Genomic DNA, 22,309 nt, shown 5'->3' on the forward strand with positions numbered 1-22,309 from the left:
TGTTGTCGTCCTCCAGTTACTTCGGTGTATTCGGGAAGAGCACCCTTGCGGCCAAGGGTACGTAGTGATGCCCGGTCGGGGCAGGCTTCAGCCGCGATCCGGCGCGAACGCGTTCTCGATCCAGAGAGCGCTCGGCAACTCGACCAGGCCGATGACCCATTCGGCTACGGCTCGTTCGGCGGGCGGCTTGCGCACGGCGATGACGAGGTCGTGCACGCCGTCGCCCAGCGTGAAGTCGTGGGTCTGGCCGACGGGTGCGGCGTGGGGAGCGGGGAACATGTACTGGCTTCCCTGGGCCCCGAACAGGAACTCGTCGTCGAGCCAGACCCTGAAGTGCTCGGTGCTGTTGAACATCAGTCGCACGTTCTCGCGGCCGCGGCCTGTCAGCGAGTAGCGGAGCACGAGGATGCGGTCCTCGAACTCCTCGCGGGGCTTCGCGACCCACGTGCCCGGAAGGGTGGCCGGGGCGAAGTCGACCTGCGCGGCGGGTGACGCGGAGCCGATCGGCGGCAGTTCTGTCTGGTCGCGGATGTCCCATTTGCCGAACATCGTGTTGTACCAGCCGAGCTGCACGGGGATGGCGTGCGAACCGGCGTCGAAGACCGGAAGCTCGGGCTCCGGTGCTCGGCCGCCGAGGCGCTCGGCCAGGTCGATCACGAGGTCGGTGAAGCCGTCGATCGTGGCGGGGGGAGTGATGCCGGTGATCTCGTCGTTGAGCACGAGGTCGCGGCCGATGGGGGCCAGCCACTTCTGGTCGATGGAGCCGGGGTCGAGGATTCCGAGCAGGGCGCCGAGCGAGGCGGTCGACGAGTCGCAGTCCTCGCCGCAGTTGTTGGTGATGCAGATGCGCTCCGAGAAGTCGGCGCCGGCGAGCCAGCCCAGCACGACGAATCCCGTGTTGGGACGCACGTCGGTGAAGTCGCTGCGCCCGTAGCGTTCCATGATGCGCTCGCGCACTTCGAGCCAGTCGAGACCGTCGGCCACCCAGGCGCGCGTGTCGGTGACGACCGCGTGGATTCCGCTGTCGGAGGGGATTCCGGCGAGTGCGCCGTCGAGCAGGGTGTCGGGGTCGGACTCGACGAAGGCCAGCGACTGCAGTCTGGCAAGGAACTGGGCCGCGACGATGCCGTCGCCCGCGTGGTCGAAGCACGCGTCCTCGTAGGCGTAGGCGGCGGCGAGGTCGGGGTCTCCCGGGGCCAGGCAGGCCCAGAGCTCACTACGGATCGCCGCCCCTTCGCCGCAGGTGAACCAGTTGTCGAACGACCCGGTGTACGGCGGGCGCAGACCCTCTGCGAGGTTGCGCATGCCCACTCCGTACTCGTTCCAGGGGAACTCGACGTGATCCGCCCAGGAGGCGGCGAGGATGTGGCGGTCGACCACGGGGGTCTCGAGGCCGTCGATGATGCACGCGTAGAGCACCTGCAGGTCGAGGTCGTCGTTGGGCACCATCTCCTCGGGAACGGGGTAGTAGAAGTCTGCGGACAGGGGGCCGGACAGGCCTTCGAAGGTCTGGCCCAGGGTTCCGCCCACGGCCTTGCCCAGCCAGCAGCCCAGGATCTTTTCTCGTGACGCCATCGTCAGGTGCCTCTCATCAGTAAGGGTTCGGCTCTCGGCCGGATCTCGTCGAATCCAATATCGGCGAATTCGATTTCGACGATTCTTGGCTGAAACGTTCTATGAAACGATTCATGAACCGATTCACGGGCTATGATTGCACATGCCGGAGACGGTGACAAGAGCTTTATCTAATCGTTGCCCGCGGAGCCGCTCGGGGGCCGATGGCGGGCTCGGGGAGGGCAGCACATGGTCGTGAGCATTCGTGACGTAGCCGAGCACGTGGGCGTATCCCTGGGAACGGTCTCCAACGTCCTGAATCGACCGAATACCGTCAACGCCGACATGGTGGCCCGAGTCCTCGAGGGCATCCGGGAACTCGGCTATGTCCGCAACGACGCGGCCCGACAGCTGCGTGCCGGCAACAGCCGCACCATCGGCATGATCGTGCAGGATTCGAGCAACCCCTTCTTCGCCGATATGGCGCGCGGCGCCGAAGACCAGGCCGAGGTCGGCGGTCGTATGCTCATCGTCGGCAACTCCCACCAGAGCGCCGAACGCGAACTGCGCTACATCGACCTGTTCGAGGAACAGCGGGTGCAGGGTGTCTTCCTGGCGCCGATCGACGACCTGACCGAGCGCCTCAAGCAGCTGCGACAGCATCGCATCGCCCCCGTGCTCGTGCAGCGCCGTGTGAGTCTCGACGATTTCTGCTCGGTCGCCGGAGACGACGAGCACGGCGGATATCTGGCGGTGAAGCACCTGCTCGACATCGGCCGACGACGCATAGCCTTCGTCGGAGGGCCGGTGAGCATCATCGGCATCGAGGATCGACTCACGGGTGCCCGCCGAGCGGTCGATGAGGTGGCCGACGCCACCCTCGAGGTCATCGACACGGCCGAGCTGACCGTCGGCGTGGGTCGCAGCGTGGGCGAGCAGATCCTCGACCGCGATCGAAGTCGCAGGCCCGACGGCATGTTCACCGCCAACGACCTCGTGGCCCTCGGGCTGATCCAGGCGTTCGTCATGTCGCACAGCATCCGGATCCCCGACGAGATCGCTCTCATCGGCTACGACGACATCGCCTTCGCCACCGCAGCCGTCGTGCCGCTGTCGACGATCCGCCAGCCCGGCGCCATGTTCGGCGTCATGGGCGTCTCGTTGATTCAGGAAGAGGTGGATTCGCCCGGCGGCCACACGCATCGACAGGTGCTCTTCCAGCCCGAACTCGTGATCAGGGAGTCGACGGCGGGCTTCCCCGACGCGGCCGCGTGAGAAGCTCGTCGGCGCGGAACGGCGTCGTGGCCGGGCGATCGACGGGCCTGGCCCTAGGGTGAGAACCATGTCAGCGTCGAGCGTGAGAGACGTCGCCCAGCGCGCCGGCGTCTCCGTCGGCACGGTGTCCAACGTGCTGAACCACCCCGAGAAGGTGTCGCCCGCGTCGGCCGAGCGGGTGCAGCGCGCCATCGACGAGCTCGGATTCATCCGCAACGACGCCGCCCGGCAACTGCGCAACGGCCGCAGCCGCACCATCGGCATGGTCGTCCTCGATGTGCGCAACCCGTTCTTCACCGACCTGGCCCGCGGAGCAGAAGACGAGGCCTCGCGGTCCGGGCTCACCGTCACCCTCGGCAACAGCGATGAGGATCCGACCCGCGAGGCCACCTACCTCGACCTGTTCGAGCAGCAACGCGTCTACGGAGTCGTGATCTCGGCCTACGCCGATATCAGCGAGCGCCTCTCCCGCCTGAAGAAGCGCGGCATACCGGCCGTGCTCGTCGACCGGTCGAGCTCCGACGGGGCGTTCAGCTCGGTGTCGATCGACGACCTCGCCGGTGGGCGGCTCGCGGTGGAGCACCTGATCTCGCTCGGTCGAACCCGGCTGGCATTCGTCGGCGGACCCATGGGTATCCGCCAGGTCGCCGACCGACTCGAGGGCGCCCGCGCGGCGGTCGCGGCGCATCCGGATGTCTCGCTCGAGGTCATCGAGATCGACGCGCTGAGCGTGCTCGCGGGGCGGGCGGCCGGGGCCGACATCGTCGGGCGGGCGGTGCGTGAGCGGCCCGATGCGATCTTCGCGGCCAACGACCTCGTGTCGATGGGGCTGCTGCAGGCGTTCGCGATGCAGGGGGCCGACGTGGCGGTTCCCGGGCAGATCGCTCTCATCGGCTACGACGACATCGACTTCGCGAGCGCGGCCGTCGTGCCGCTGTCGAGCATTCGGCAGCCGAGCGCGCTGATCGGCAGGACCGCGGTCGAGATCCTTCTCGCCGAGGCGGAGGATCCGTCTGCGCCTCCGCAGCAGGTGGTGTTCCAGCCCGAGCTCGTGGTGCGAGCGAGCACCGGCGGCTGACGTCGCGCTGGGCGGGCTGACGCCGCGCTGAGCGGGCTGACGCCGCGCTGAGATGTCAGAGATGGCGGGTCCGGGCGGCGAGAAGTCGCCATCTGTGACATCTCGGGCCCGGTCGATGCGAGCGTCGCTCGCGTGATGACGGCTTCGTTGACCGCAAGTGCGTTCTCGGTGGGAAGAAGTCGCCGCAACCGTCATCGCTCTAGCTCGAGCCTCGTGGTTCACCGGTTGACACGTTTCAATATCTGTTCGAAGATGATGAGGGCACCGGTTCGGCGGGTGCCCCACAACGACGTGCACTGTTCGAACAGCGGGCAGGTCGGCACCTCACGATGACGAGAGAGAGACCGAGTGAGCGAGAGTTCGCCAGCGCAGGCGTCCGAGACCCAGCCCCAGTCCGAGCACGAAGCCCAGTCCACGGCGTCGCGGCCGACAGTCGCCCTCGTCGGCACACTCGACACCAAGGGTGCCGAGTACCAGTGGATGGCCGAGCAGCTCGAGGCCCTGGGCATCGATGTCGTCGCGGTGGATGCGGGCATCCGCGATCCCCACGGTTTCGCGGGCGCCGTCGCGTTCCCGCAGGCCGCCGTCGCCGAGGCGGCCGGCACCACGATCGACGCGCTGCGCGACGGCGACGACCGGGGTGCCGCCGTGACCCGCATGGGAGAGGGAGCCGCCGCCGTGCTCGCGCAGCTCTTCTCCGACGGCGGAGTGGATGCGGTGCTCGCGTTGGGCGGCAGCGGCGGCTCGGCGATCGCCGCCCGCGCGGTGCGCGATCTTCCCATCGGTCTGCCGAAGCTCATCGTGTCGACCATGGCCTCCGGCGACGTGTCTCCCTATGTCGGCGCCAGCGACGTGACCATGATGTACAGCGTCGTCGACATCGCCGGAATCAACCAGATCTCGCGGAGTGTGCTCGGCAACGCGGCCGCCGCGGCGGCGGGCATGGCGACGGCGTACGCGCGGCGCGGCGGCGCTTCGACAGGCTCAGCGAGCGGGGGCGGCGCTTCGACAGGCTCAGCGAGCGGCGAGGGTGCCGAGCGGCCGCTCATCGGCGCGTCGATGTTCGGGGTCACGACCCCGGCCGTGGATGCCGCGCGCGATCGACTCGACGAGCTCGGTTACGAGGTGCTCGTCTTCCATGCCACGGGCTCCGGAGGCAAGGCGCTCGAGGCGCTCGCCCGCTCGAACATGCTGGCCGGGGTACTCGACCTCACGACCACCGAACTCGCCGACGAGCTGGTCGGGGGCGTCCTCACAGCCGGGCCCGACCGGGTGACGGCCGCCGGAGCATCCGGAACCCCGCAGGTGGTCAGCCTGGGCGCCCTCGACATGGTCAATTTCGGACCCGAGGCGACCGTGCCGGCGCAGTTCGCCGACCGCCACTTCTTCGTGCACAACCCCACGATCACGCTGATGCGCACGACCGTCGACGAGAACGCCGAGCTCGGCCGATCGCTCGGCGCCAAGCTCGCGGCGGCCGAGTCGCCGACGATCCTCATGATCCCGCACGGGGGCGTCTCGGCCCTGGATGCCGCGGGCCAGCCGTTCCGCGACGTCGCGGCCGACGAGGCCCTGTTCGAGAACGTGACCGCGGCCGTCGAAGGCTCCGCCGTGACCGTGCTCGACCTCGATGCCAACATCAACGACCCTCTCTTCGGGCGCCAGGCCGCCGACGAGCTGCACGCCCTCATCACGAAGAACTGAACGAAAGGACAGTGAGCATGGACAGAGCCACCGCACTCGAGCGCCTGCGCTCCACCATCGCCCAGGGCAAGCCGATCATCGGCGCCGGAGCGGGCACGGGAATCTCGGCGAAGTCGGCGGAGGCCGGCGGCGTCGACCTGATCATCATCTACAACTCGGGCCGCTACCGTATGGCCGGCCGCGGCTCGCTGTCGGGCCTGCTCGCCTACGGAGACGCCAACCAGGTGGTCGTCGAGATGAGCCGCGAGGTGCTTCCGATCGTGCGCGACACGCCGGTGCTCGCGGGCGTCAACGGCACCGACCCGTTCCGCATCATGGAGCACTTCCTCGACGACCTCAAGCGCATGGGCTTCGCCGGGGTGCAGAACTTTCCCACGGTGGGACTCATCGACGGCGTCTTCCGGCAGAACCTCGAGGAGACGGGTATGAGCTACAACCTCGAGGTCGACATGATCCGCCTCGCCGCCGAGCGCGAGCTGCTCACCTCGCCCTACGTGTTCGACATCGAATCGACCATCGCGATGACCGAGGCGGGGGCGGATGTGCTGGTTCCGCACATGGGGCTGACCACCGCCGGCACGATCGGCGCGCACACGGCCCTGACGCTCGAGGACTGCGTCGATCGCGTGCAGGAGATGCGCGACGCGGCCGTGAAGATCAACCCCGACATCATCGTGCTCTGCCACGGCGGCCCCATCGCCGAACCCGAGGACGCGGCCTACGTCCTCGCCAACACGACCGGTGTCGCCGGGTTCTTCGGCGCATCCAGTGCCGAGCGCCTGCCCACCGAGCGCGCCATCAAAGCCCAGATCGAAGAGTTCAAGAACATCACGTTCTAGCGAAGGAGCATCACCATGACCACATCAGCGACATCCGGCCGTCGCCCCGACGAGGTGCCCACCCGCACCTTCGGCTGGGGAACCATCAAGTGGCTCGTCACCCCGCACCTCGACGAGGGAGCCCAGCTCACCGTCGGAGAGGTCATCATCTACCCCGGCCAGGGCCACGCGCCGCACGACCATCCGGGAGAGGACGAGGTCATCTACGTCATCTCCGGCGAGGGCGAGCAGACGGTCGGCGACGGCCCGGCGTTCCCGATCCGCGAGGGCGACGCGGTGTACATCCCGAAGGCCACGCAGCACTCCACCTACAACACCACGTGGCGTCCGCTGCGGCTGTCGGTCACCTACACGCCCGGAGGCGCCGAGACCGGTCTCGACGGCCTGCCCGACGCGCGCATCCTCGACCCCGGCACGGCGCCGCTCTGGAGCCAGTCCAACTGATGCCGATCATCGAACCGGGCTCGTGGCTCAACCCCGAGACGAAGCCCGACTGGACAGGCATCGCCTCGATCGGACGCTTCGTCGTCGCCACGGAGGGCGGCCGTTTCGAGCGGCATCACCACGACGACGATGAGGTCTGGATGATCTGGGAGGGCAAGGGCAAGATCCTGCTCGAGGGCAAGGAGCGCTACGTCCAGGCGGGCGACATCGTTCTCACCCAGGCCGGAGACACTCACGACATCGTCGAGGTCTACGAGACGCTGCGCGGCTTCTTCCTCGAGAGCGGGCTGCCGGCCGGTGGTCGCGTCGGCCACCTGCACACGAGCGAATCGGATGCGGCGGGGCACGACGTGCCGGCCGCGCCGGTTCCCGAAGACTTCCCCGCCCGCTGACCCGACCCTTCGACAAGCTCAGGGAACGAGCCGTTCCCTGAATCTGTCGAAGGGACGACTCCAAGAAATGGACACTCCTATGCGCATCGCCGTCACCGGAAGCTCCGGCAAACTCGGACGGGCCACCGTCGACCGACTCCTGGCCGACGGCCACGAGGTCATCGGCTTCGACCTCGCGGGCTCGCCGGCCGCCGACCCTCGACTGCGGTTCACGACCGTGGACTTCACCGACTACGGGCAGACGCTCGACAGCATGCTCGGGGTCACCGCGCGGCACAGTGGAATCGACGCGCTCGTGCACCTCGCCGCGATCCCCGTGAACGGTCTGGTGCCCGACGCGACGACGTTCCACAACAACGTCACGGTGTCGTTCAACGTGTTCTTCGCCGCCATCCGGGCGGGCATCACGACCATCGTCTACGCGTCGAGCATCACCGCCATGGGCTTCCCCTTCGACGAGCCGCCGGCATCCCTGCCCCTCGACGAGAATGTGAGCGCGGCGAACAACACCTACGGCCTCGGCAAGATCGTCGAGGAGGCGATGGCCGGGCAGTTCGTGCGCTGGAACGACGAGCTCTCGATCACGGCGCTGCGCTACACGAACGTGGTCACCGCCGAGGAGTACGGCAGCTTCGAGCGTGCAGTCGATCCCAGCTATAGGCGTGATCTGCTGTTCAGCTACATCGATACGCGGGATGGCGCGGCCGCCGTGGCCCTCGCCCTCGCCGCGGCCGAGCCCGGCTTCGAGGTGTACAACATCGCGGCATCCGACACGGGACTGTCGATCCCGTCGGCCGAACTCGCCGAGATGACGTTTCCGGGCACCCCGGTGACGAAGCAGCTCGGCGAGTTCGAGACGCTGATGTCGATCGACAAGGCCCGCGACCGCCTCGGCTTCGAGCCGAAGCACCTGTGGCGAGAGGGCTACGCGGCGCTCGGTAGCTGATTCAGGTATGACATGATCCGCCCCATGCTCGTATGGCTCACCGACTGGCGGTTCGACAGCTATGGCGATGCGGTAGATCAACCATCACGCCGCGCGCGAGGCGAAGTCGCCCAGCTGATGAGTGTTCGGTGCCGTCAGATCCAGACCGCCGAGGGCATCGTCCCCGCGCCCGGCGAAGCCCGATTGCAACCGGTACGCGACACGTCCGGTTCGTGGATGCGCGGGGCCGGGCAGGTGACGGGTGAGAGCGACGGCGACGGCTGTCTCTACGGCTAGGTGCTCACGGTGGCGCTCCAACGCCGTGTCGCAGCTGATTGAATCGGCGCATGACAACTGCCTCCGAGCGACTCCACACCGAACTGCTCGAGGTCGGTGTCGAGAGGTTCACGTCGAGCACCTACAAGCCGGGTCCGGTCCTCCATATCGTGCTCTTCCGTTTCGATGACGGGGTGCAGCACAATCGGCGAGACCATGCCGTCGCGAGCTTTCACATGCTGGCGCAGTCCGAACGCGATGGCAGGCCGTACATCGAATCGATCGTCTCGGGCGCGCAGCTCTCCGGCGAGGACGGCGCCAACGATTACGAATATGGATTCGTCGTCCGATTCGGTTCTCTTGGGGATCGCAACTACTACGTGGGCGAACCGATCATCACCGACCCTCGGCATTACGACACGCTGCATGCCGCGTTCAAGAAGGAGATCGGGCCCTTGCTGCGTCCGCAGGATGGGGTCCAGGTGATGGACTTTCTGCCCGACCCCCACCGCCGTGACGCTCGCCGTGCGTACAAGTAGGCGGTGGTCGCGGGGCTTTCGACCGTCTGGGCTTCGAGCCGCAGCATCTGTGGCGAGAGGGCTACGCGGCGCTCGCGTGACTAATTCAGGAGGAGCGGCCGACCGCCGCCACTATCCACGAGGCGAGCCTCTCCTCCTGAATACGTAGCGCTCTCGGCGCAAATGGTCTTGATTCGCGGGCTCGTTCCTTGCCCGCTGCTCGACCGACGCTTCGGCGCGCCGTCATTGCGCGCCTCCGAGTGGCTGCATCGCCCGCCTCCGGCGCTCCATAAGAAATGAGTCTTGCCATTCAGTGGCAATACCATTTTACTAATTGGAAACACGAGGGCGCCGTGAGTGGAAACATTCCGTCGTTAATGTCGAAGACGACAGGAGGTCCACCCATGGCCGAATCATCCACTCGCACGGTCGACCGGGCGCTTGTTCTGCTCGGAATCGTGTGCGACCGCGGCTACGTCTCGCTCGCCGACGCGGCCCGCGACGCGGAGCTGTCGGCCAGTACGGCCCTCCGGCTGCTGCGAACGCTCGAGGCGCAGGAGTTCATCCGCCGCGATCCCGACAACCGCTACACGCCCGGCGCGCGCCTCGTTCAGCTGGGCGCCCTCGCCCTCGCGAACGAGTCCCTCGTCTCCCTGGCTCGCGACGCCATGTCGCGCATGGTCGAAGCCACGGGGGAGTCCTGCTACCTGTCCGTGCCGGGCGCGAGCGGCACCGCCCTCTACATCGCCATCGTCGAAGGAACGCACTCGGTGCGTCACGCCAGCTGGGTCGGCCGCACCATTCCGCTCCATGGATCCGCCGCCGGCGCGGTCCTGAGCGGCGAGACAGACGCCTCGGGCTTCGTGGTGGTGCGGCAGGGCGTCGAAGACGACGTCACCGCGATCGCCGTTCCCGTCATGGTGGGCGCCCGCGTGATCGCCGCGCTCTCCAGCGTCATCCCAAGTTATCGCCTGCGAGACGAACAGGTCGCCCACATCGGGGAGCTGCTTCGCGTCGAGGCGGGCTCGATCGTCTTTCCCCCCGCTGTGCACAGCCGCCGAACGAAGGAGCGCGTCTCATGATCACGTTCGAGAACATCACCAAGGTCTATCCCGACGGGACGACGGCCGTCGACGATCTCTCGCTCGTCGCCCCGAGCGGAAAGCTCACGGTCCTCGTCGGCCCCTCGGGCTGTGGCAAGACTACGTCGCTCCGCATGGTCAACCGCCTCATCCGGCCGACCTCCGGCGACATCCTGCTCGACGGCGAATCGACGAACGGCATGGACGAGGCGCTCCTGCGTCGACGTATCGGGTACGTGATCCAGCATGCCGGGCTGTTCCCGCATCGCACGATCCTCGACAACGTGGCGGCCACCGCGCGCCTGACCGGCAAGTCGAAGCGAGAGGCGCGGCTCATCGCGGGGGAGCTCATCGAGCGGGTCGGCCTGCCCTCGACCTTCGCCACGCGCTACCCGTGGCAGCTCTCGGGCGGCCAGCAGCAGCGCGTCGGTGTGGCCCGGGCTCTGGCCTCCGACCCCGACTTCATGCTCATGGACGAGCCGTTCAGCGCGGTCGATCCCGTCGTGCGGGGGCAGTTGCAGGAGGAGTTCCTTCGCCTGCAGCGCGAGATCGGCAAGACCATCATCATGGTCACCCACGACATCGACGAGGCGCTGAAACTCGGCGACCAGGTCGCGGTCATGCGCACCGGCGGCCACCTCGCCCAGCTCGCCACACCGGAGGAGCTGCTCACCGCTCCCGCCGACGACTTCGTGGCCGACTTCGTGGGCCGCGATCGGGGCTACCGCTCGCTCGGCTTCGTGACCGCGGCACCCGACCTCGCCGTCCGTCCCGAGCCCGCCGTCGAACTCGGCAGCACTCCCGAGGCCGCCCGGGCCGCGTCGACCGACGACTGGCTGCTCGTGGTCGACGGCCACCGGCATCCGCTCGGCTGGGTCGAGCAGCGCGCCCTGACCGGCCCGATCACGATCGGCGACCTCAACCTGAGCGGCACGGTCGCCAGTCGAACCGGCACGATGCGGCAGGTTCTCGATGCGAGCCTCAGCGCGCCGAGTCGCCGCGGCGTGCTGGTGGATGCCGACGGCGCGCTCATCGGCTCGGTGACGGCCGCCGAGGTGGTCGGCTCCCTCGACGAGATCCGCTCTGCCAAGGGTGCGGCCTCATGAACTTCGACTGGATCGGCCGGGAATCGGACACGATCGTCGTTCTGCTGCTCTGGCACATCGCACTCTCCGTGATCCCCGTTGTCATCGGACTCGCGATCGCGCTGCCCCTCGGCTGGGCGGCCCACCGCAGCGGCATCTTCAAGTCGGCGATCCTCGGCACCACGGGACTGCTCTATACGGTGCCGTCTCTCGCCCTGTTCGTTCTGCTCCCGCCGATCCTCGGCACCAAGATCCTCGACCCCGCGAACGTGGTCGTCGCGTTGACCGTCTATACGGTGGCGCTGCTGGTGCGAACGGTGTCGGACGGCCTCGACTCCGTTCCGGTCGAGACGGTTCAGGCGGCCACCGCCATGGGCTATCGCGGCTTCCAGCGGCTCGTGTCCGTCGAACTCCCCGTCGCGGTTCCGGTGATCTCCGCCGGCCTGCGTGTCGCTGTGGTCTCCAACGTGAGCGTGGTCTCGATCGCCGCGCTCATCGGAACCCAGCAGCTCGGCCTGCTCTTCACCCAGGGAGCCCAGCTTCAGTTCCTCACCCCGATCATCGTCGGCATCGTGCTCTGCCTCGTGCTGGCCATCGTGCTCGACGGACTCGTGGTGCTGCTCAACAAGAGACTCACCCCCTGGGTGCCGAAGGTGGTGCACGCATGATCGACTACCTCATCGACCCCGCTCACTGGACGGGCAGCGACGCGATCGGCGTTCTGATCGTCCAGCACCTGGTCTACACGGGCATCGCACTGCTCGTCGCCGCGCTCATCGGCGTTCCGATCGGTCTCTACGTCGGCCACACCGGCAAGGGCACCTTTCTCATCGCGGGCGTCGCCAATGCGTTGCGGGCCCTGCCGACGCTGGGCCTGGTCATCCTGCTCGTGCTCATCATCGCCCCGGTCTTCGCCTCCGAGCTCGCCTTCGTCGTGCCGAGCCTGATCGTTCTCGTGCTGCTCGCCGTGCCGCCGATCATGACGAACACCTACGCCGGCATCCGGGCCGTGGATGCGAGCGCGGTCGATGCCGCCGTGGGCATGGGCTATCGACCGCTGAAGGTGCTCTTCTCCGTGCAGGTGCCGTGCGCGCTTCCCCTCATCCTGAGCGGATTCCGCGGGGCCACACTGCAGGTCATCTCCACCGCCACGATCGCCGCCTACGTCTCGCTCGGCGGACTCGGCCGGCTGATCATCGACGGCCGTGCGCAGAACGACTACGACCAGATGATGGTGGGCGCCGTGCTCGTCGCTCTGCTCGCTCTTCTCGTCGACCTCGGCATCGGGATCATCGGCCGCTTCGCCGTCTCGCCCGGCCTGACCCGGCGGCGCATCCGGTCGGCGACGCGCCCGACGACACCCAGCCCGGCGTCGTCAGCCCTCGTGGCCCCCTGAACCGCACCACCGCACCACCAGCACCATCCCGCACCAGTTCCATCCGGCTCCACTCCCTCTTATCGACAACCGAAGGACAGCACATGAGAACTCGATCAGTCATCACGCTCACCGCATTCGCTGCGGCCGCGGCACTCGCCCTGACCGCCTGCTCCGGCAGCGGCGGCGACCCCCTGTCGGCCGACGCACCGGCGACCCCGGCAGACGGAATCATCGTCGGATCGGCCGACTTCCCCGAGAGTCAGCTGCTCGCCACGATCTACGCCCAGGCACTGGATGCCGCCGGTGTCGACGCGACGACGAAGCTCAACATCGGCAGCCGCGAGGTCTACATCCCCGCTCTGCTCGACGGCTCGATCAACCTGCTGCCCGAGTATTCGGGAGCGACTCTCAGCTACCTGAACAAGGACTCGGAGGCGACCGCGCCCGACGAGGTGAACACCGCGCTCGGCGAGGCCCTGCCCGACGGCATCTCGATGCTCACGCCGTCCGAGGCGCAGGACTCCGATGTGCTCGCCGTGACCCGCGCCACGGCCGACAAGTACTCTCTCAAAACCATCGAAGACCTCGCCGCCCACGCCGGTGACATGGTCCTCGGCGGCCCGCCGGAGTGGAAGACGCGCCACGAGGGTGTGCAGGGCCTCGAAGAGGTCTACGGGATCACGTTCAAGGAGTTCCGCACGCTCGACGTGGGCGGCCCCCTCACGATCAGCGCGCTGACGAACGGTCAGATCGACGCGGCCGACCTGTACTCGACGAGCCCTGCGATTGAGGAGAACGACTTCGTGTCGCTCGTCGACAACAAGAACCTCTTCCGTGCGCAGAACATCGTTCCGATCATCGCCGAGGACCAGGCCACCGACGAGGTGACCAAGGTGCTCGATGCGATCTCGGCCGCGCTCACCACCGAGGACCTGATCACCATGAACGGCCGCCTCGCCAACGAGGAGAGCATCGACGACGTCGCCGCCGACTGGCTGGCCGAGCACGACCTCGCCTGATCCTCTCCGCCACACAGCATCACGATCCACGCAGTACTGAGAAAGGAACCACCATGAAGGGATCTCGCCCCGTTCGCGCTGCGCGCGGACTCGAGCTCACCGCCAAGAGTTGGCAGACCGAGGCGCCGCTTCGCATGCTGATGAACAACCTCGATCCCGAGGTGGCCGAGCGGCCCGACGACCTCGTCGTCTACGGCGGCACCGGCAAGGCGGCTCGCAACTGGGCCAGCTACGACGCGATCGTGCGCTCGCTGACCGAGCTCGAAGACGACGAGACCCTGCTCGTGCAGTCCGGAAAGCCCGTCGGCGTCTTCCGCACGAACAGGTGGGCTCCCCGCGTGCTGCTGGCCAACTCGAACCTCGTGGGCGACTGGGCGACCTGGCCCGAGTTCCGTCGCCTCGAGGCCGAGGGGCTCATGATGTACGGCCAGATGACGGCCGGTTCGTGGATCTACATCGGCACCCAGGGCATCCTGCAGGGCACCTACGAGACGTTCGCGGCCATCGGCCGCAAGCGCTTCGGCGGCACCCTCGCGGGAACCCTCACCGTGACCGGCGGCTGCGGGGGAATGGGCGGCGCCCAGCCCCTCGCGGTCACCCTCAACGGCGGCGCGGTTCTCATCGTCGATGTCGATGAGACCCGCCTGCGCCGTCGTCTCTCGAAGCGCTACCTCGACGAGGTCGAGACCGATATCGAGGTCGCCCTCGAGAAGGTGCGCGCGGCGAAGGCCGAGGGGCGTGCCCTCTCGGTCGGTCTCGTCGGCAACTCGGCCGAGGTGCTGCCTCTGCTGCTCGAGCGCGGCGTGCCGATCGACATCGTCACCGACCAGACCTCCGCGCACGACCCGCTCTCGTATCTGCCCGTCGGCATCTCCGTCGACGAGTGGGCGGCCGCAGCCGAAAGCGATCCGGATGGCTTCACCCTGAAAGCCCGCGAATCGATGGCCCGTCACGTCGAGGCCATGGTCGGCTTCCTCGACGCCGGCGCCGAGGTCTTCGACTACGGCAACTCGATCCGCGACGAGGCACGACAGGGCGGCTACGACCGGGCCTTCGACTTCCCCGGCTTCGTGCCCGCCTACATCCGCCCCCTGTTCTCGGAGGGCCTCGGCCCGTTCCGCTGGGTGGCGCTGTCGGGAGACCCGGAGGACATCAGGGTGACCGACGAGGCCATCCTCGAACTGTTCCCCGAGAACGAGGGTCTGCATCGGTGGATCCGCGCGGCCCAGGAGCACGTGGAGTTCGAGGGCCTGCCCGCCCGCATCTGCTGGCTGGGCTACGGTGACCGCGCCAAGGCGGGTCTGCGCTTCAACGAACTGGTGGCAGAGGGCAGGATCTCGGCGCCGATCGTGATCGGACGCGACCACCTCGACTCCGGCTCCGTCGCCTCGCCGTACCGCGAGACCGAGGCCATGGCCGACGGCTCGGATGCCATCGCGGACTGGCCCATCCTCAACGCCCTGCTGAACACGGCATCGGGCGCCACCTGGGTGTCGCTGCACCACGGAGGCGGCGTCGGAATCGGCCGTTCCATCCACGCGGGTCAGGTCTCTGTCGCCGACGGCAGTGCGTTGGCTGCCGAGAAGCTCGAGCGGCTGCTCACCAACGATCCCGGCATGGGCGTCATCCGGCATGTCGACGCCGGCTACGACCGGGCCATCGAGGTCGCCGCCGAGCGCGGCGTGCGCATCCCGATGTTCGAGGCCGCCGCCGCCGAGGCCCGGGCCGCCGAGGAAGTCTGACGGTGAGTCGCGACGCGGCGTGCGCCGTCACGATCGGCACGGCCGGCACCTCGATCGACGAGGTGGTGGCCGTGGCCGACGGCGCGCCCGTGCTGCTCGACGCCACGGCGCTCGAGGGCATGGCTCGCACGCAGTCGCTCATGGCAGGGGTGCTCAGCTCGGGCAGGCCCGTCTACGGGCTCACCACGGGAGTCGGCGATCTCTACGGCGTGACGGTCGGCGCGAGCCGCACCGCGGACATCCAGCTGGCGATGCTGCGCAGCCACGCCAGCGGCGTGGGCGAGCCGCATGACGAGCGGGCCGTGCGCGCCATCATGACGACCATGATCACGGCGCTCGCCCGGGGTTTCAGCGGGGTCGGCCCTGCGCTCGTTCAGACGATGGCCGCAATGCTCGACCGCGGCGTCACGCCCTGGGCACCGGCGCAGGGATCGGTGGGATACCTCACCGCCACCGCTCACATCGGCCTCTCGGTCTTCGGCTTCGGCCGCTCGTGGTTCGAGGGCGAACTGCTGCCCGGTGACGAGGCTCTTCGCCGGGCCGGCATCGAGATCATCGAGCCCGGCCCGCGCGAGGGCCACGCGCTCATCAGCGGCACCTACGAGATCACGGGGGTCGGCGCGCTGGCCGTGCACGCGGCCCGGCAGCTGGTCGACGTGGCAGATGCCGCGGGCGCCCTCTCGCTGGAGGTCCTTCGCGGAAACAGTCGCGGTTTCGACGCCCGGCTGCAGGCCATGCGCCCGCACCCCGGGCAGGCCGAGACGGCGAGGCGTCTGCGCGCGCTGCTCGACGGCAGCGCCATCCTGGAGGCGAATCGGGATCACCGGCTGCAGGACGCCTTGAGCCTGCGCTGCATTCCGCAGGTGCACGGATCGGTGCGCGACGCGCTCGCCGAGGTCGAGCGGGTCATCGGCATCGAGATCGACTCGGTCACCGACAACCCGGTCTTCGTCATCGAAGACGGCGAGCTCGTGGCGCTTCCGGGCGGCAACGGACACGGTGCTCCGATCGCGCTCGCCCTCGACTACCTCGCCATCGCGATCGCCGAGGTGAGCACCATGTCGCAGGCGCGGAGCGACCGCCTCACCAACCACCACCTGAGCGAGCTGCCGCCGTTCCTCATGGCCGCCGGCTCCGCGGCATCCGGTTTCATGATCCCCCCGTACGCCGCGGCGGCGCTCGCGGGTGAGAACCGGGCGCTCGCGGCTCCGGCGACCGTCCACACGGTCTCCACTTCGGCGGGGCAGGAGGACCACGTGAGCATGGGCACCACGGCGGCGATCAAGGCCCGCACGGCGGTCGCGAACGCCGCGACAATCGTGGCCATCGAGCTGCTCTGCGCCGCACAGGCGGTCGAGTTCCACGCCCCCCTGCGGCCGGGAGCGGGAACCGGCGCGGTCTACGACGCCATCCGGGCCCTCGTGCCACACCGCACCAGCGACACCGAGATCGCCCCCGACATCGAAGCCGTCAGGCTGCTCGTCATCGACGGCACGCTGCACGACATCATCACAGCCGTCACGAAAGGCCACCATGACTGACCCCACCACCCCTCCTGCGTCACCGCTCACCGGCGTGAAGGTCCTCGACCTGGCCCGGGTGCTCGCCGGCCCGCTCTGCGCGGCCATGCTCGGCGACCTCGGCGCGACCGTCACCAAGGTCGAACTGCCCGGACACGGCGACGACTCACGGCATTTCACGCCGCACCAGAACGGTGAGAGCACGTACTTCATGCTGCTGAACCGCGGAAAGCGGAGCATCACGATCGACCTCAAGTCGCCCGAGGGCCACGCTCTGCTGCTCAAGCTGATCGCCCAGGCCGACGTGCTGGTGGAGAACTTCCGGCCCGGTGTCACGGAACGTCTCGGCATCGATTGGGAGACGGTCAAGGCCATCAATCCGCGCCTCGTCTACGTGAGCATCTCGGGCTTCGGTCAGACGGGTCCGCTCTCGAAGCGCGCGGCCTACGACCACATCGTGCAGGCGATGGGCGGCATCATGAGCGTCACGGGCTGGGCCGACGGTCCGCCCACCCGGATCGGCGACGCGGTCGGCGACGTGGTCGCGGGAATCTACGGTTCCTGGGGTGCGCTCGCCGCGCTGCTGCAGCGCGGCATCACCGGGGCGGGCCAGCACGTCGACGTGGCCATGCTCGACTCGATCTTCTCGCTGCAGATGGTGTCGTTGTCGCAGGTGCTGGGCGGCGCACCCCTGGCGGGGCGCATCGGCAACAGCCACCCGATCAGTGCGCCGATGGACTCCTACGCCGCCTCCGACGGACACGTGGTGATCGCCGTCGCAAACGATCCTCTCTTCGCCCGGCTCGCGTCGGCGCTGGGCCGACCCGAGCTCACGAGCGATGAGCGCTTCGCCACCGACCCCGCACGCATGAGCAACCAGCACGAGCTCCGAGAGGTGATCGAGGCCTGGACCTCTGTTCGCGGCGTCGACGTCATCGTCACCGAACTGGAGGTCGCCGGTGTTCCGGCCGCTCCCATCTGGGACATCGAGCAGCTGGCCGCCAGCGAGCATGCGGCCCACCGCGGGCTTGTCCAGACGGCGGAGCATCCGGTCGCCGGAACGGTGAGCGTCGTTCCCCAGCCGGTGCACTTCAGCGCCGCGGCAGCGGCGGGAACCTTCGTCGCACCGACCCTCGGCCAGCACACCGACGAGGTGCTCTCCGAAGACCTCGGCCTGTCGACGGCCGAGATCGCCGAGCTGCGCGCGAACGGGGTGGTGTGACGATGAGCGACAGCGACACCCACGACAGCGACCACCTGAACGTCGCCGTCGTCGGCGCGGGCACGATGGGCGCCGGCATCGCCGGTGTCTTCGCCGCCCGCGGCCACGACGTCTCGCTGTACTCGCGAAGTCGCGCCACCCTCGATATGGCACTCGACGCGATCGAAGCACGGATCGGCACCGACGTCGGCCGCATCCGCGTGACCACCGACCTCGCCGAATGCGTCGCCACCGCGGATCTGGTGAGCGAGAACGTCGTCGAGCGGCTCGACCTCAAGCGCGAGGTCTTCGCCGACCTCGAGCGCCTCGCACCCGAGCACAGCCTCCTCACCACGAACACGTCGAGCGTTCCCATCACGGCGATCGCCGAGGGCCTCGACCGACCTGAGCGTGTCGTCGGGCTGCACTGGTTCAATCCGCCCGCCGTCATGCCGCTCGTCGAGGTGGTGCGCGGCGCATCCACCGACGACCGCACCGTGGCGAGGGTCATGTCGATCTGCGCGGCCATCGGCAAAGAGGTGATCGAGGTGCGCCGCGACGTGCCCGGCTTCGTGATCAACCGGCTGCAGTACGCGATGCTGCGCGAGGCCATCGCCCTCGTCGAGGCGGGCGTGGCCACCATCGAAGACGTCGACCGCGCCGTCGAGACCACCCTCGCACCCCGCTGGTCCGCCTCTGGCCCTCTGCGGCTCATGGACCTCGCCGGCCTCGACACAGTGGAGAAGGTCTCTGCCGTGATCATGCCCGAGCTGAGCACCGCCGCAGGAGTACCGAAGATCGTGAGCACTCTGGTCGCAGACGGCGCGCTCGGCGCCAAGAGCGAGCGCGGCTTCTACGCGTGGACGCCCGAGACCCTCGCCGCGGCCGTCGCCGAACGTGACGAGACAGTACGGCTGCTGACCGACCGGAGGAGCGCACGATGAGCGCGCTCCTCGCCCTCGACCGCCTCGGCGCGATCGCGACGATCATGTTCGGGCGCCCCGAGAAGCGCAACGCGCTGAGCCGCGAGCTGCTCGAGCAGCTCGTCGACACGCTTCGTGCTCTCGAGCGCGATCCCGAGATCCGCGTCGTCGTGCTGCGCGGCGACGAACGGGCGTTCGCGGCCGGCGCCGACCTCGGCTCGTTGGGCGATGCCGGTCCGATCGAGCTCTACACGAGCGGTTTCAGCGAGCTGTGGGACGACGTCGCCGCGATTCGCACGCCGCTCGTCGCATCCGTCTCCGGGTTCGCGCTCGGAGGAGGGCTGGAGCTCGCTCTCATCTGCGACGTCATCGTGGCCGCCGACAACGCGCAGTTCGGATTCCCCGAGACCGGCATCGGCATCGTTCCGGGGGCCGGGGGAACGCAGCGGATCGTGCGCGCCGTGGGCAAGCCCGTGGCCATGGACATGCTGCTCACCGGTCGACGACTGACCGCCTCCGAGGCGCTGGGCTTCGGCCTGGTGAGCCGCGTCGTGCCGCTCTCGTCGTTGGAGGAGGAGAGCCGGACGGTCGCCGAGCGGATCGCCGCCGCCGCGCCGCTGGCGAGCGCTATGGCCAAGCACGCCGTTCTCACCGCCTTCGATGCGCCGCTGAGCGTGGGCGTCGCCCACGAGCGTGCGCTCTCCGCCCTGATCGCCGCGAGCGCGGACCGCGCCGAAGGGCTCCGTGCGTTCCGCGATCGCAACGCCCCCGATTTCACCGGAAAGTAGCCATGCCCTCTTCGACCGCAACCGTGAGCGGCCTGCTCGACACCATCGCCCCGGTGGGCCGCGATGGAGCCACGGGCGGCTACCGCCGGCCCGTCTTCTCCCACCCCGAACTCGAGCTGCGCGAATGGTTCGTGGCCGAGGCCGGTCGCCGCGGCCTCGGCGTGGAGATCGACCGCAACGGCATCATCTGGGCGTGGTGGGGCGAGCCCATGCCCGGCGCGCTGGTCACGGGCAGCCACCTCGACTCCGTTCCGGGCGGTGGCGCGTTCGACGGCCCGCTCGGCGTGGTCTCGGCCCTGGTCGCGATCGACCGGATGCGCGAACGCGGCGTCGTCCCCTCCCGCTCACTGGCGGTCGTCGTGTTCCCCGAAGAGGAGGGCTCGCGATTCGGTGTGGCCTGCCTCGGCTCGCGCCTGCTCACGGGGCTGCTCACGCCCGACGCCGCGCGTCGACTCACCGACCGCGACGGCAACACGCTCGCGGATGTCTTCGCGGGGGCCGGCGTCGACCCGGAGCACCTCGGTCCAGACCCCGAGGCGCTCGCCCGCATCGGCCAGTTCGTCGAGCTGCACGTCGAACAGGGCCGCGGTCTGATCGACCTCGCTGCGCCCATCGCGATCGGGTCGTCGATTCTCGGCCACGGCCGCTGGAAGGCGACGGTCACCGGGCAGGGCAACCACGCCGGCACCACGCTCATGAACGACAGGGCCGACCCGGTCGTGGCGGCGGCGGCGATCGTCGGGCTGATCTCCGAGCTGGCGCGCGCCCGCGACGACGCCCGGGCCACCGTGGGCCGGTTCGAGCCCCAGCCGGGAGGCACGAACGTGATCGCCTCGCACGTCGACTTCTGGATCGACGTGCGGCATCCCGACGACTCCGTCACCCGTGGCCTGGTCGACCAGATCGCCGTCGAGGCCGCGGCGCTCGCGGCGAGCTACGGATGCGACGCGCGGATCGCCGAGGAATCGTGGAGTCCCACGGTCGGCTTCGACCCGGCGCTGGGCCGCGCCCTCGCCGAACTCGTGCCCGGAGCCCCCGTTCTACGCAGCGGTGCCGGCCACGACGCGGGGATCCTGGCCGCTCGGGTGCCGAGTGCGATGCTCTTCGTGCGCAATCCGTCGGGTATCTCGCACTCTCCCGAGGAGTTCGTGGAGCGATCGGACGCCGACGACTCCGCCGACGTGCTCGCCGATGTTCTCGCGGGTCTGCTGTGAGCGACGCATCGGCGTCTCCTCCTGCGTTCTGGGCGGCACGGGCGTGGGTCGGCGACGGAATCGTCGATCGGGTGCGCGTCACGGCCGCGCCGGACGGGACCATCACCTCGGTCGTGACGGGCGTCGACGCGGCGACCGACGACATCCGGCTGTCGGGGGTCGTCTACCCGGGCGCGGTGAATGCGCATTCGCACGCCTTCCACCGGCTGCTGCGCGGTCGCACCCACGACGGCGGCGGAAGCTTCTGGACCTGGCGGGAGCTGATGTACCGCGAGGCCGGTCGGCTCGAGCCGGAGAGCTATGAGCGAGTGGCCACGGCCGTGTATGCCGAGATGGTGGCGTCGGGGTTCACCTCGGTCGCGGAGTTCCACTACGCTCACCACCGACCCGATGGTGCCCGTTATGCGGAGCCGCATGCCATGGAGAGAGCGCTCGCCCGCGCGGCGGTCGCGGCCGGCATCCGCTTGACCCTGCTCGACACCTGTTATCTCGCGGGCGGATTCGGCGTCGAGCTGTCGCCCGAGCAGGCGCGGTTCGGCGACGGCTCGGTGGGCTCCTGGCTCGAGCGCAGCTCGCGGCTGCGGGAGTCCATGGCCGACGAGTTCGACCCGCGGTTCGTCACGGTGGCCGCCGCGCTGCATTCCGTGCGCGCCGTGCCCGTCGCTGCGCTCTCGGTCGTCGCGTCCGAGCTCGATCCGACGATTCCGCTTCATATGCACGTGTCGGAGCAGCCGGCCGAGAACGAGGACTGTGTGCGTGCCACCGGACTGACGCCGGTCGGGCTCCTCCAGCGCGCCGGACTGCTTTCGCCGCGCTTCTCGGCGGTGCACGCGACGCACCTGAGCGACGACGACGTCGAACTGCTCGGCGCATCCGGCACCACGGTCGTCATGTGCCCGACCACCGAGGCCGACCTCGGCGACGGCATCGGCCCGGCCCGCGCCCTGCGCGATGCCGGAGCGGTGATCGCGCTCGGCACCGACCAGCACGCCGTTGTCGACCCCCTGCTCGAGACCCGCGCGCTCGAACACGGGGAACGCCTCGGCTCGGGTCGGCGGGGACGATTCAGTCCGGGCGAGCTGATGCAGGCGATGACGAGCGGAGGGTCGGCGAGCGTCGGCCGACAGACCGGCTCGCTCGCGGCCGGACAACCCCTCGACCTGATCGAGGTCGACCCGCGCAGCGCTCGCACGGCCGGCAGCGACCCCGGGCAACTGATGCTCACGGGCACGGCGAGCGACGTCGCCACGGTCGTCGTGGCCGGGAGGGTCGTCGCGAGAGACGGACGCCATGCCACGCTAGGCGACACCGGATCCCTGCTGCAACGAGCGATGGACGAGATGTCATGACCT

At 68.9% G+C, this 22,309-nt stretch carries 22 protein-coding genes; 21 read left to right on the forward strand and 1 reads right to left on the reverse strand.

All coding sequences use genetic code 11. The features are described from left to right. Positions 1–87: 87 nt before the first annotated feature. Entirely contained in the window at positions 88–1,575 is a 1,488-nt protein-coding gene (locus QCD70_RS06970) for an ADP-ribosylglycohydrolase family protein (protein ID WP_301214532.1), read from the reverse strand. Between the two features lie 228 nt (positions 1,576–1,803). Between QCD70_RS06970 and QCD70_RS06975 the strand changes: the two genes are divergently transcribed. The 21 genes from QCD70_RS06975 (at position 1,804) to QCD70_RS07075 (ending at position 22,306) form a co-directional block, all read left to right on the forward strand. Continuing rightward, entirely contained in the window at positions 1,804–2,829 is a 1,026-nt protein-coding gene (locus QCD70_RS06975) for a LacI family DNA-binding transcriptional regulator (protein ID WP_301214534.1), read from the forward strand. A 67-nt stretch (positions 2,830–2,896) separates the two neighbouring features. Beyond that, positions 2,897–3,907: a LacI family DNA-binding transcriptional regulator gene (locus tag QCD70_RS06980; protein WP_301214536.1), complete on the forward strand. Its 1,011-nt coding sequence runs from the start codon at positions 2,897–2,899 to the stop codon at positions 3,905–3,907. Positions 3,908–4,255: 348 nt separating this feature from the next. Beyond that, a complete protein-coding gene (locus QCD70_RS06985) occupies positions 4,256–5,611 on the forward strand; it encodes a Tm-1-like ATP-binding domain-containing protein (RefSeq protein WP_301214539.1) in 1,356 nt (451 codons plus the stop codon). A gap of 17 nt (positions 5,612–5,628) precedes the next feature. Continuing rightward, positions 5,629–6,450, forward strand: coding sequence for a phosphoenolpyruvate hydrolase family protein (locus tag QCD70_RS06990; protein ID WP_301214541.1), 822 nt, complete (start codon positions 5,629–5,631; stop codon positions 6,448–6,450). 15 nt (positions 6,451–6,465) lie between these two features. Then, positions 6,466–6,894: a cupin domain-containing protein gene (locus QCD70_RS06995; RefSeq protein ID WP_301214543.1), complete on the forward strand. Its 429-nt coding sequence runs from the start codon at positions 6,466–6,468 to the stop codon at positions 6,892–6,894. Next, positions 6,894–7,286 carry a cupin domain-containing protein gene (locus tag QCD70_RS07000; RefSeq protein ID WP_301214544.1) on the forward strand — a complete coding sequence of 131 codons (393 nt, stop codon included), beginning with the start codon at positions 6,894–6,896 and terminating at the stop codon, positions 7,284–7,286. Before QCD70_RS06995 ends, QCD70_RS07000 begins: the two co-directional genes overlap by 1 nt. Positions 7,287–7,365: 79 nt before the next feature. Further along, positions 7,366–8,232 (forward strand): NAD-dependent epimerase/dehydratase family protein, encoded by an 867-nt coding sequence (locus tag QCD70_RS07005; RefSeq protein WP_301214759.1) that lies wholly within the window; start codon positions 7,366–7,368, stop codon positions 8,230–8,232. Between the two features lie 24 nt (positions 8,233–8,256). Further along, on the forward strand, positions 8,257–8,508 hold the full coding sequence (locus tag QCD70_RS07010; RefSeq protein WP_301214547.1) for a hypothetical protein: 252 nt from the start codon (positions 8,257–8,259) through the stop codon (positions 8,506–8,508). A gap of 50 nt (positions 8,509–8,558) precedes the next feature. Then, complete coding sequence (locus QCD70_RS07015) at positions 8,559–9,026, forward strand: Dabb family protein (RefSeq protein ID WP_301214549.1); 468 nt, start codon at positions 8,559–8,561, stop codon at positions 9,024–9,026. Positions 9,027–9,409: 383 nt separating this feature from the next. Beyond that, positions 9,410–10,087, forward strand: coding sequence for an IclR family transcriptional regulator (locus tag QCD70_RS07020; RefSeq protein WP_301214551.1), 678 nt, complete (start codon positions 9,410–9,412; stop codon positions 10,085–10,087). Continuing rightward, positions 10,084–11,193: an ABC transporter ATP-binding protein gene (locus QCD70_RS07025; protein WP_301214553.1), complete on the forward strand. Its 1,110-nt coding sequence runs from the start codon at positions 10,084–10,086 to the stop codon at positions 11,191–11,193. Before QCD70_RS07020 ends, QCD70_RS07025 begins: the two co-directional genes overlap by 4 nt. Continuing rightward, positions 11,190–11,840: an ABC transporter permease gene (locus QCD70_RS07030; protein ID WP_301214555.1), complete on the forward strand. Its 651-nt coding sequence runs from the start codon at positions 11,190–11,192 to the stop codon at positions 11,838–11,840. Before QCD70_RS07025 ends, QCD70_RS07030 begins: the two co-directional genes overlap by 4 nt. After that, positions 11,837–12,568: an ABC transporter permease gene (locus tag QCD70_RS07035; protein WP_301214557.1), complete on the forward strand. Its 732-nt coding sequence runs from the start codon at positions 11,837–11,839 to the stop codon at positions 12,566–12,568. The genes QCD70_RS07030 and QCD70_RS07035 overlap by 4 nt, the downstream gene beginning before the upstream one ends. Before the next feature lie 83 nt (positions 12,569–12,651). After that, positions 12,652–13,569 (forward strand): ABC transporter substrate-binding protein, encoded by a 918-nt coding sequence (locus QCD70_RS07040; protein WP_301214559.1) that lies wholly within the window; start codon positions 12,652–12,654, stop codon positions 13,567–13,569. A gap of 53 nt (positions 13,570–13,622) precedes the next feature. Further along, entirely contained in the window at positions 13,623–15,311 is a 1,689-nt protein-coding gene (gene hutU, locus QCD70_RS07045; RefSeq protein ID WP_301214561.1) for a urocanate hydratase, read from the forward strand. Between the two features lie 2 nt (positions 15,312–15,313). Next, the gene (locus QCD70_RS07050; protein ID WP_301214563.1) at positions 15,314–16,852 is read left to right on the forward strand and encodes an HAL/PAL/TAL family ammonia-lyase; all 1,539 of its coding nucleotides are present in this window, start codon (positions 15,314–15,316) and stop codon (positions 16,850–16,852) included. Next, on the forward strand, positions 16,845–18,053 hold the full coding sequence (locus QCD70_RS07055) for a CaiB/BaiF CoA transferase family protein (protein ID WP_301214565.1): 1,209 nt from the start codon (positions 16,845–16,847) through the stop codon (positions 18,051–18,053). The genes QCD70_RS07050 and QCD70_RS07055 overlap by 8 nt, the downstream gene beginning before the upstream one ends. Positions 18,054–18,055: 2 nt before the next feature. Further along, positions 18,056–18,976, forward strand: coding sequence for a 3-hydroxyacyl-CoA dehydrogenase family protein (locus QCD70_RS07060; RefSeq protein ID WP_301214567.1), 921 nt, complete (start codon positions 18,056–18,058; stop codon positions 18,974–18,976). Then, complete coding sequence (locus QCD70_RS07065) at positions 18,973–19,743, forward strand: enoyl-CoA hydratase-related protein (protein ID WP_301214569.1); 771 nt, start codon at positions 18,973–18,975, stop codon at positions 19,741–19,743. The genes QCD70_RS07060 and QCD70_RS07065 overlap by 4 nt, the downstream gene beginning before the upstream one ends. 2 nt (positions 19,744–19,745) lie before the next feature. After that, the gene (locus QCD70_RS07070; RefSeq protein WP_301214571.1) at positions 19,746–20,957 is read left to right on the forward strand and encodes an allantoate amidohydrolase; all 1,212 of its coding nucleotides are present in this window, start codon (positions 19,746–19,748) and stop codon (positions 20,955–20,957) included. Further along, on the forward strand, positions 20,954–22,306 hold the full coding sequence (locus tag QCD70_RS07075; protein WP_301214573.1) for a formimidoylglutamate deiminase: 1,353 nt from the start codon (positions 20,954–20,956) through the stop codon (positions 22,304–22,306). Before QCD70_RS07070 ends, QCD70_RS07075 begins: the two co-directional genes overlap by 4 nt. Positions 22,307–22,309: the final 3 nt, after the last annotated feature.

This window comes from Agreia sp. PsM10 (genome assembly GCF_030433855.1).
Taxonomy (GTDB): domain Bacteria; phylum Actinomycetota; class Actinomycetes; order Actinomycetales; family Microbacteriaceae; genus Agreia.

Coding starts and splice junctions, on each gene's coding strand:
- QCD70_RS06970 (WP_301214532.1), bottom strand. CDS start 1,575: ATGGCGTCACGAGAAAAGATCCTGGGCTGCTGGCTGGGCAAGGCCGTG.
- QCD70_RS06975 (WP_301214534.1), top strand. CDS start 1,804: ATGGTCGTGAGCATTCGTGACGTAGCCGAGCACGTGGGCGTATCCCTG.
- QCD70_RS06980 (WP_301214536.1), top strand. CDS start 2,897: ATGTCAGCGTCGAGCGTGAGAGACGTCGCCCAGCGCGCCGGCGTCTCC.
- QCD70_RS06990 (WP_301214541.1), top strand. CDS start 5,629: ATGGACAGAGCCACCGCACTCGAGCGCCTGCGCTCCACCATCGCCCAG.
- QCD70_RS06995 (WP_301214543.1), top strand. CDS start 6,466: ATGACCACATCAGCGACATCCGGCCGTCGCCCCGACGAGGTGCCCACC.
- QCD70_RS07000 (WP_301214544.1), top strand. CDS start 6,894: ATGCCGATCATCGAACCGGGCTCGTGGCTCAACCCCGAGACGAAGCCC.
- QCD70_RS07005 (WP_301214759.1), top strand. CDS start 7,366: ATGCGCATCGCCGTCACCGGAAGCTCCGGCAAACTCGGACGGGCCACC.
- QCD70_RS07010 (WP_301214547.1), top strand. CDS start 8,257: ATGCTCGTATGGCTCACCGACTGGCGGTTCGACAGCTATGGCGATGCG.
- QCD70_RS07015 (WP_301214549.1), top strand. CDS start 8,559: ATGACAACTGCCTCCGAGCGACTCCACACCGAACTGCTCGAGGTCGGT.
- QCD70_RS07020 (WP_301214551.1), top strand. CDS start 9,410: ATGGCCGAATCATCCACTCGCACGGTCGACCGGGCGCTTGTTCTGCTC.
- QCD70_RS07025 (WP_301214553.1), top strand. CDS start 10,084: ATGATCACGTTCGAGAACATCACCAAGGTCTATCCCGACGGGACGACG.
- QCD70_RS07030 (WP_301214555.1), top strand. CDS start 11,190: ATGAACTTCGACTGGATCGGCCGGGAATCGGACACGATCGTCGTTCTG.
- QCD70_RS07035 (WP_301214557.1), top strand. CDS start 11,837: ATGATCGACTACCTCATCGACCCCGCTCACTGGACGGGCAGCGACGCG.
- QCD70_RS07040 (WP_301214559.1), top strand. CDS start 12,652: ATGAGAACTCGATCAGTCATCACGCTCACCGCATTCGCTGCGGCCGCG.
- hutU (WP_301214561.1), top strand. CDS start 13,623: ATGAAGGGATCTCGCCCCGTTCGCGCTGCGCGCGGACTCGAGCTCACC.
- QCD70_RS07055 (WP_301214565.1), top strand. CDS start 16,845: ATGACTGACCCCACCACCCCTCCTGCGTCACCGCTCACCGGCGTGAAG.
- QCD70_RS07060 (WP_301214567.1), top strand. CDS start 18,056: ATGAGCGACAGCGACACCCACGACAGCGACCACCTGAACGTCGCCGTC.
- QCD70_RS07065 (WP_301214569.1), top strand. CDS start 18,973: ATGAGCGCGCTCCTCGCCCTCGACCGCCTCGGCGCGATCGCGACGATC.
- QCD70_RS07070 (WP_301214571.1), top strand. CDS start 19,746: ATGCCCTCTTCGACCGCAACCGTGAGCGGCCTGCTCGACACCATCGCC.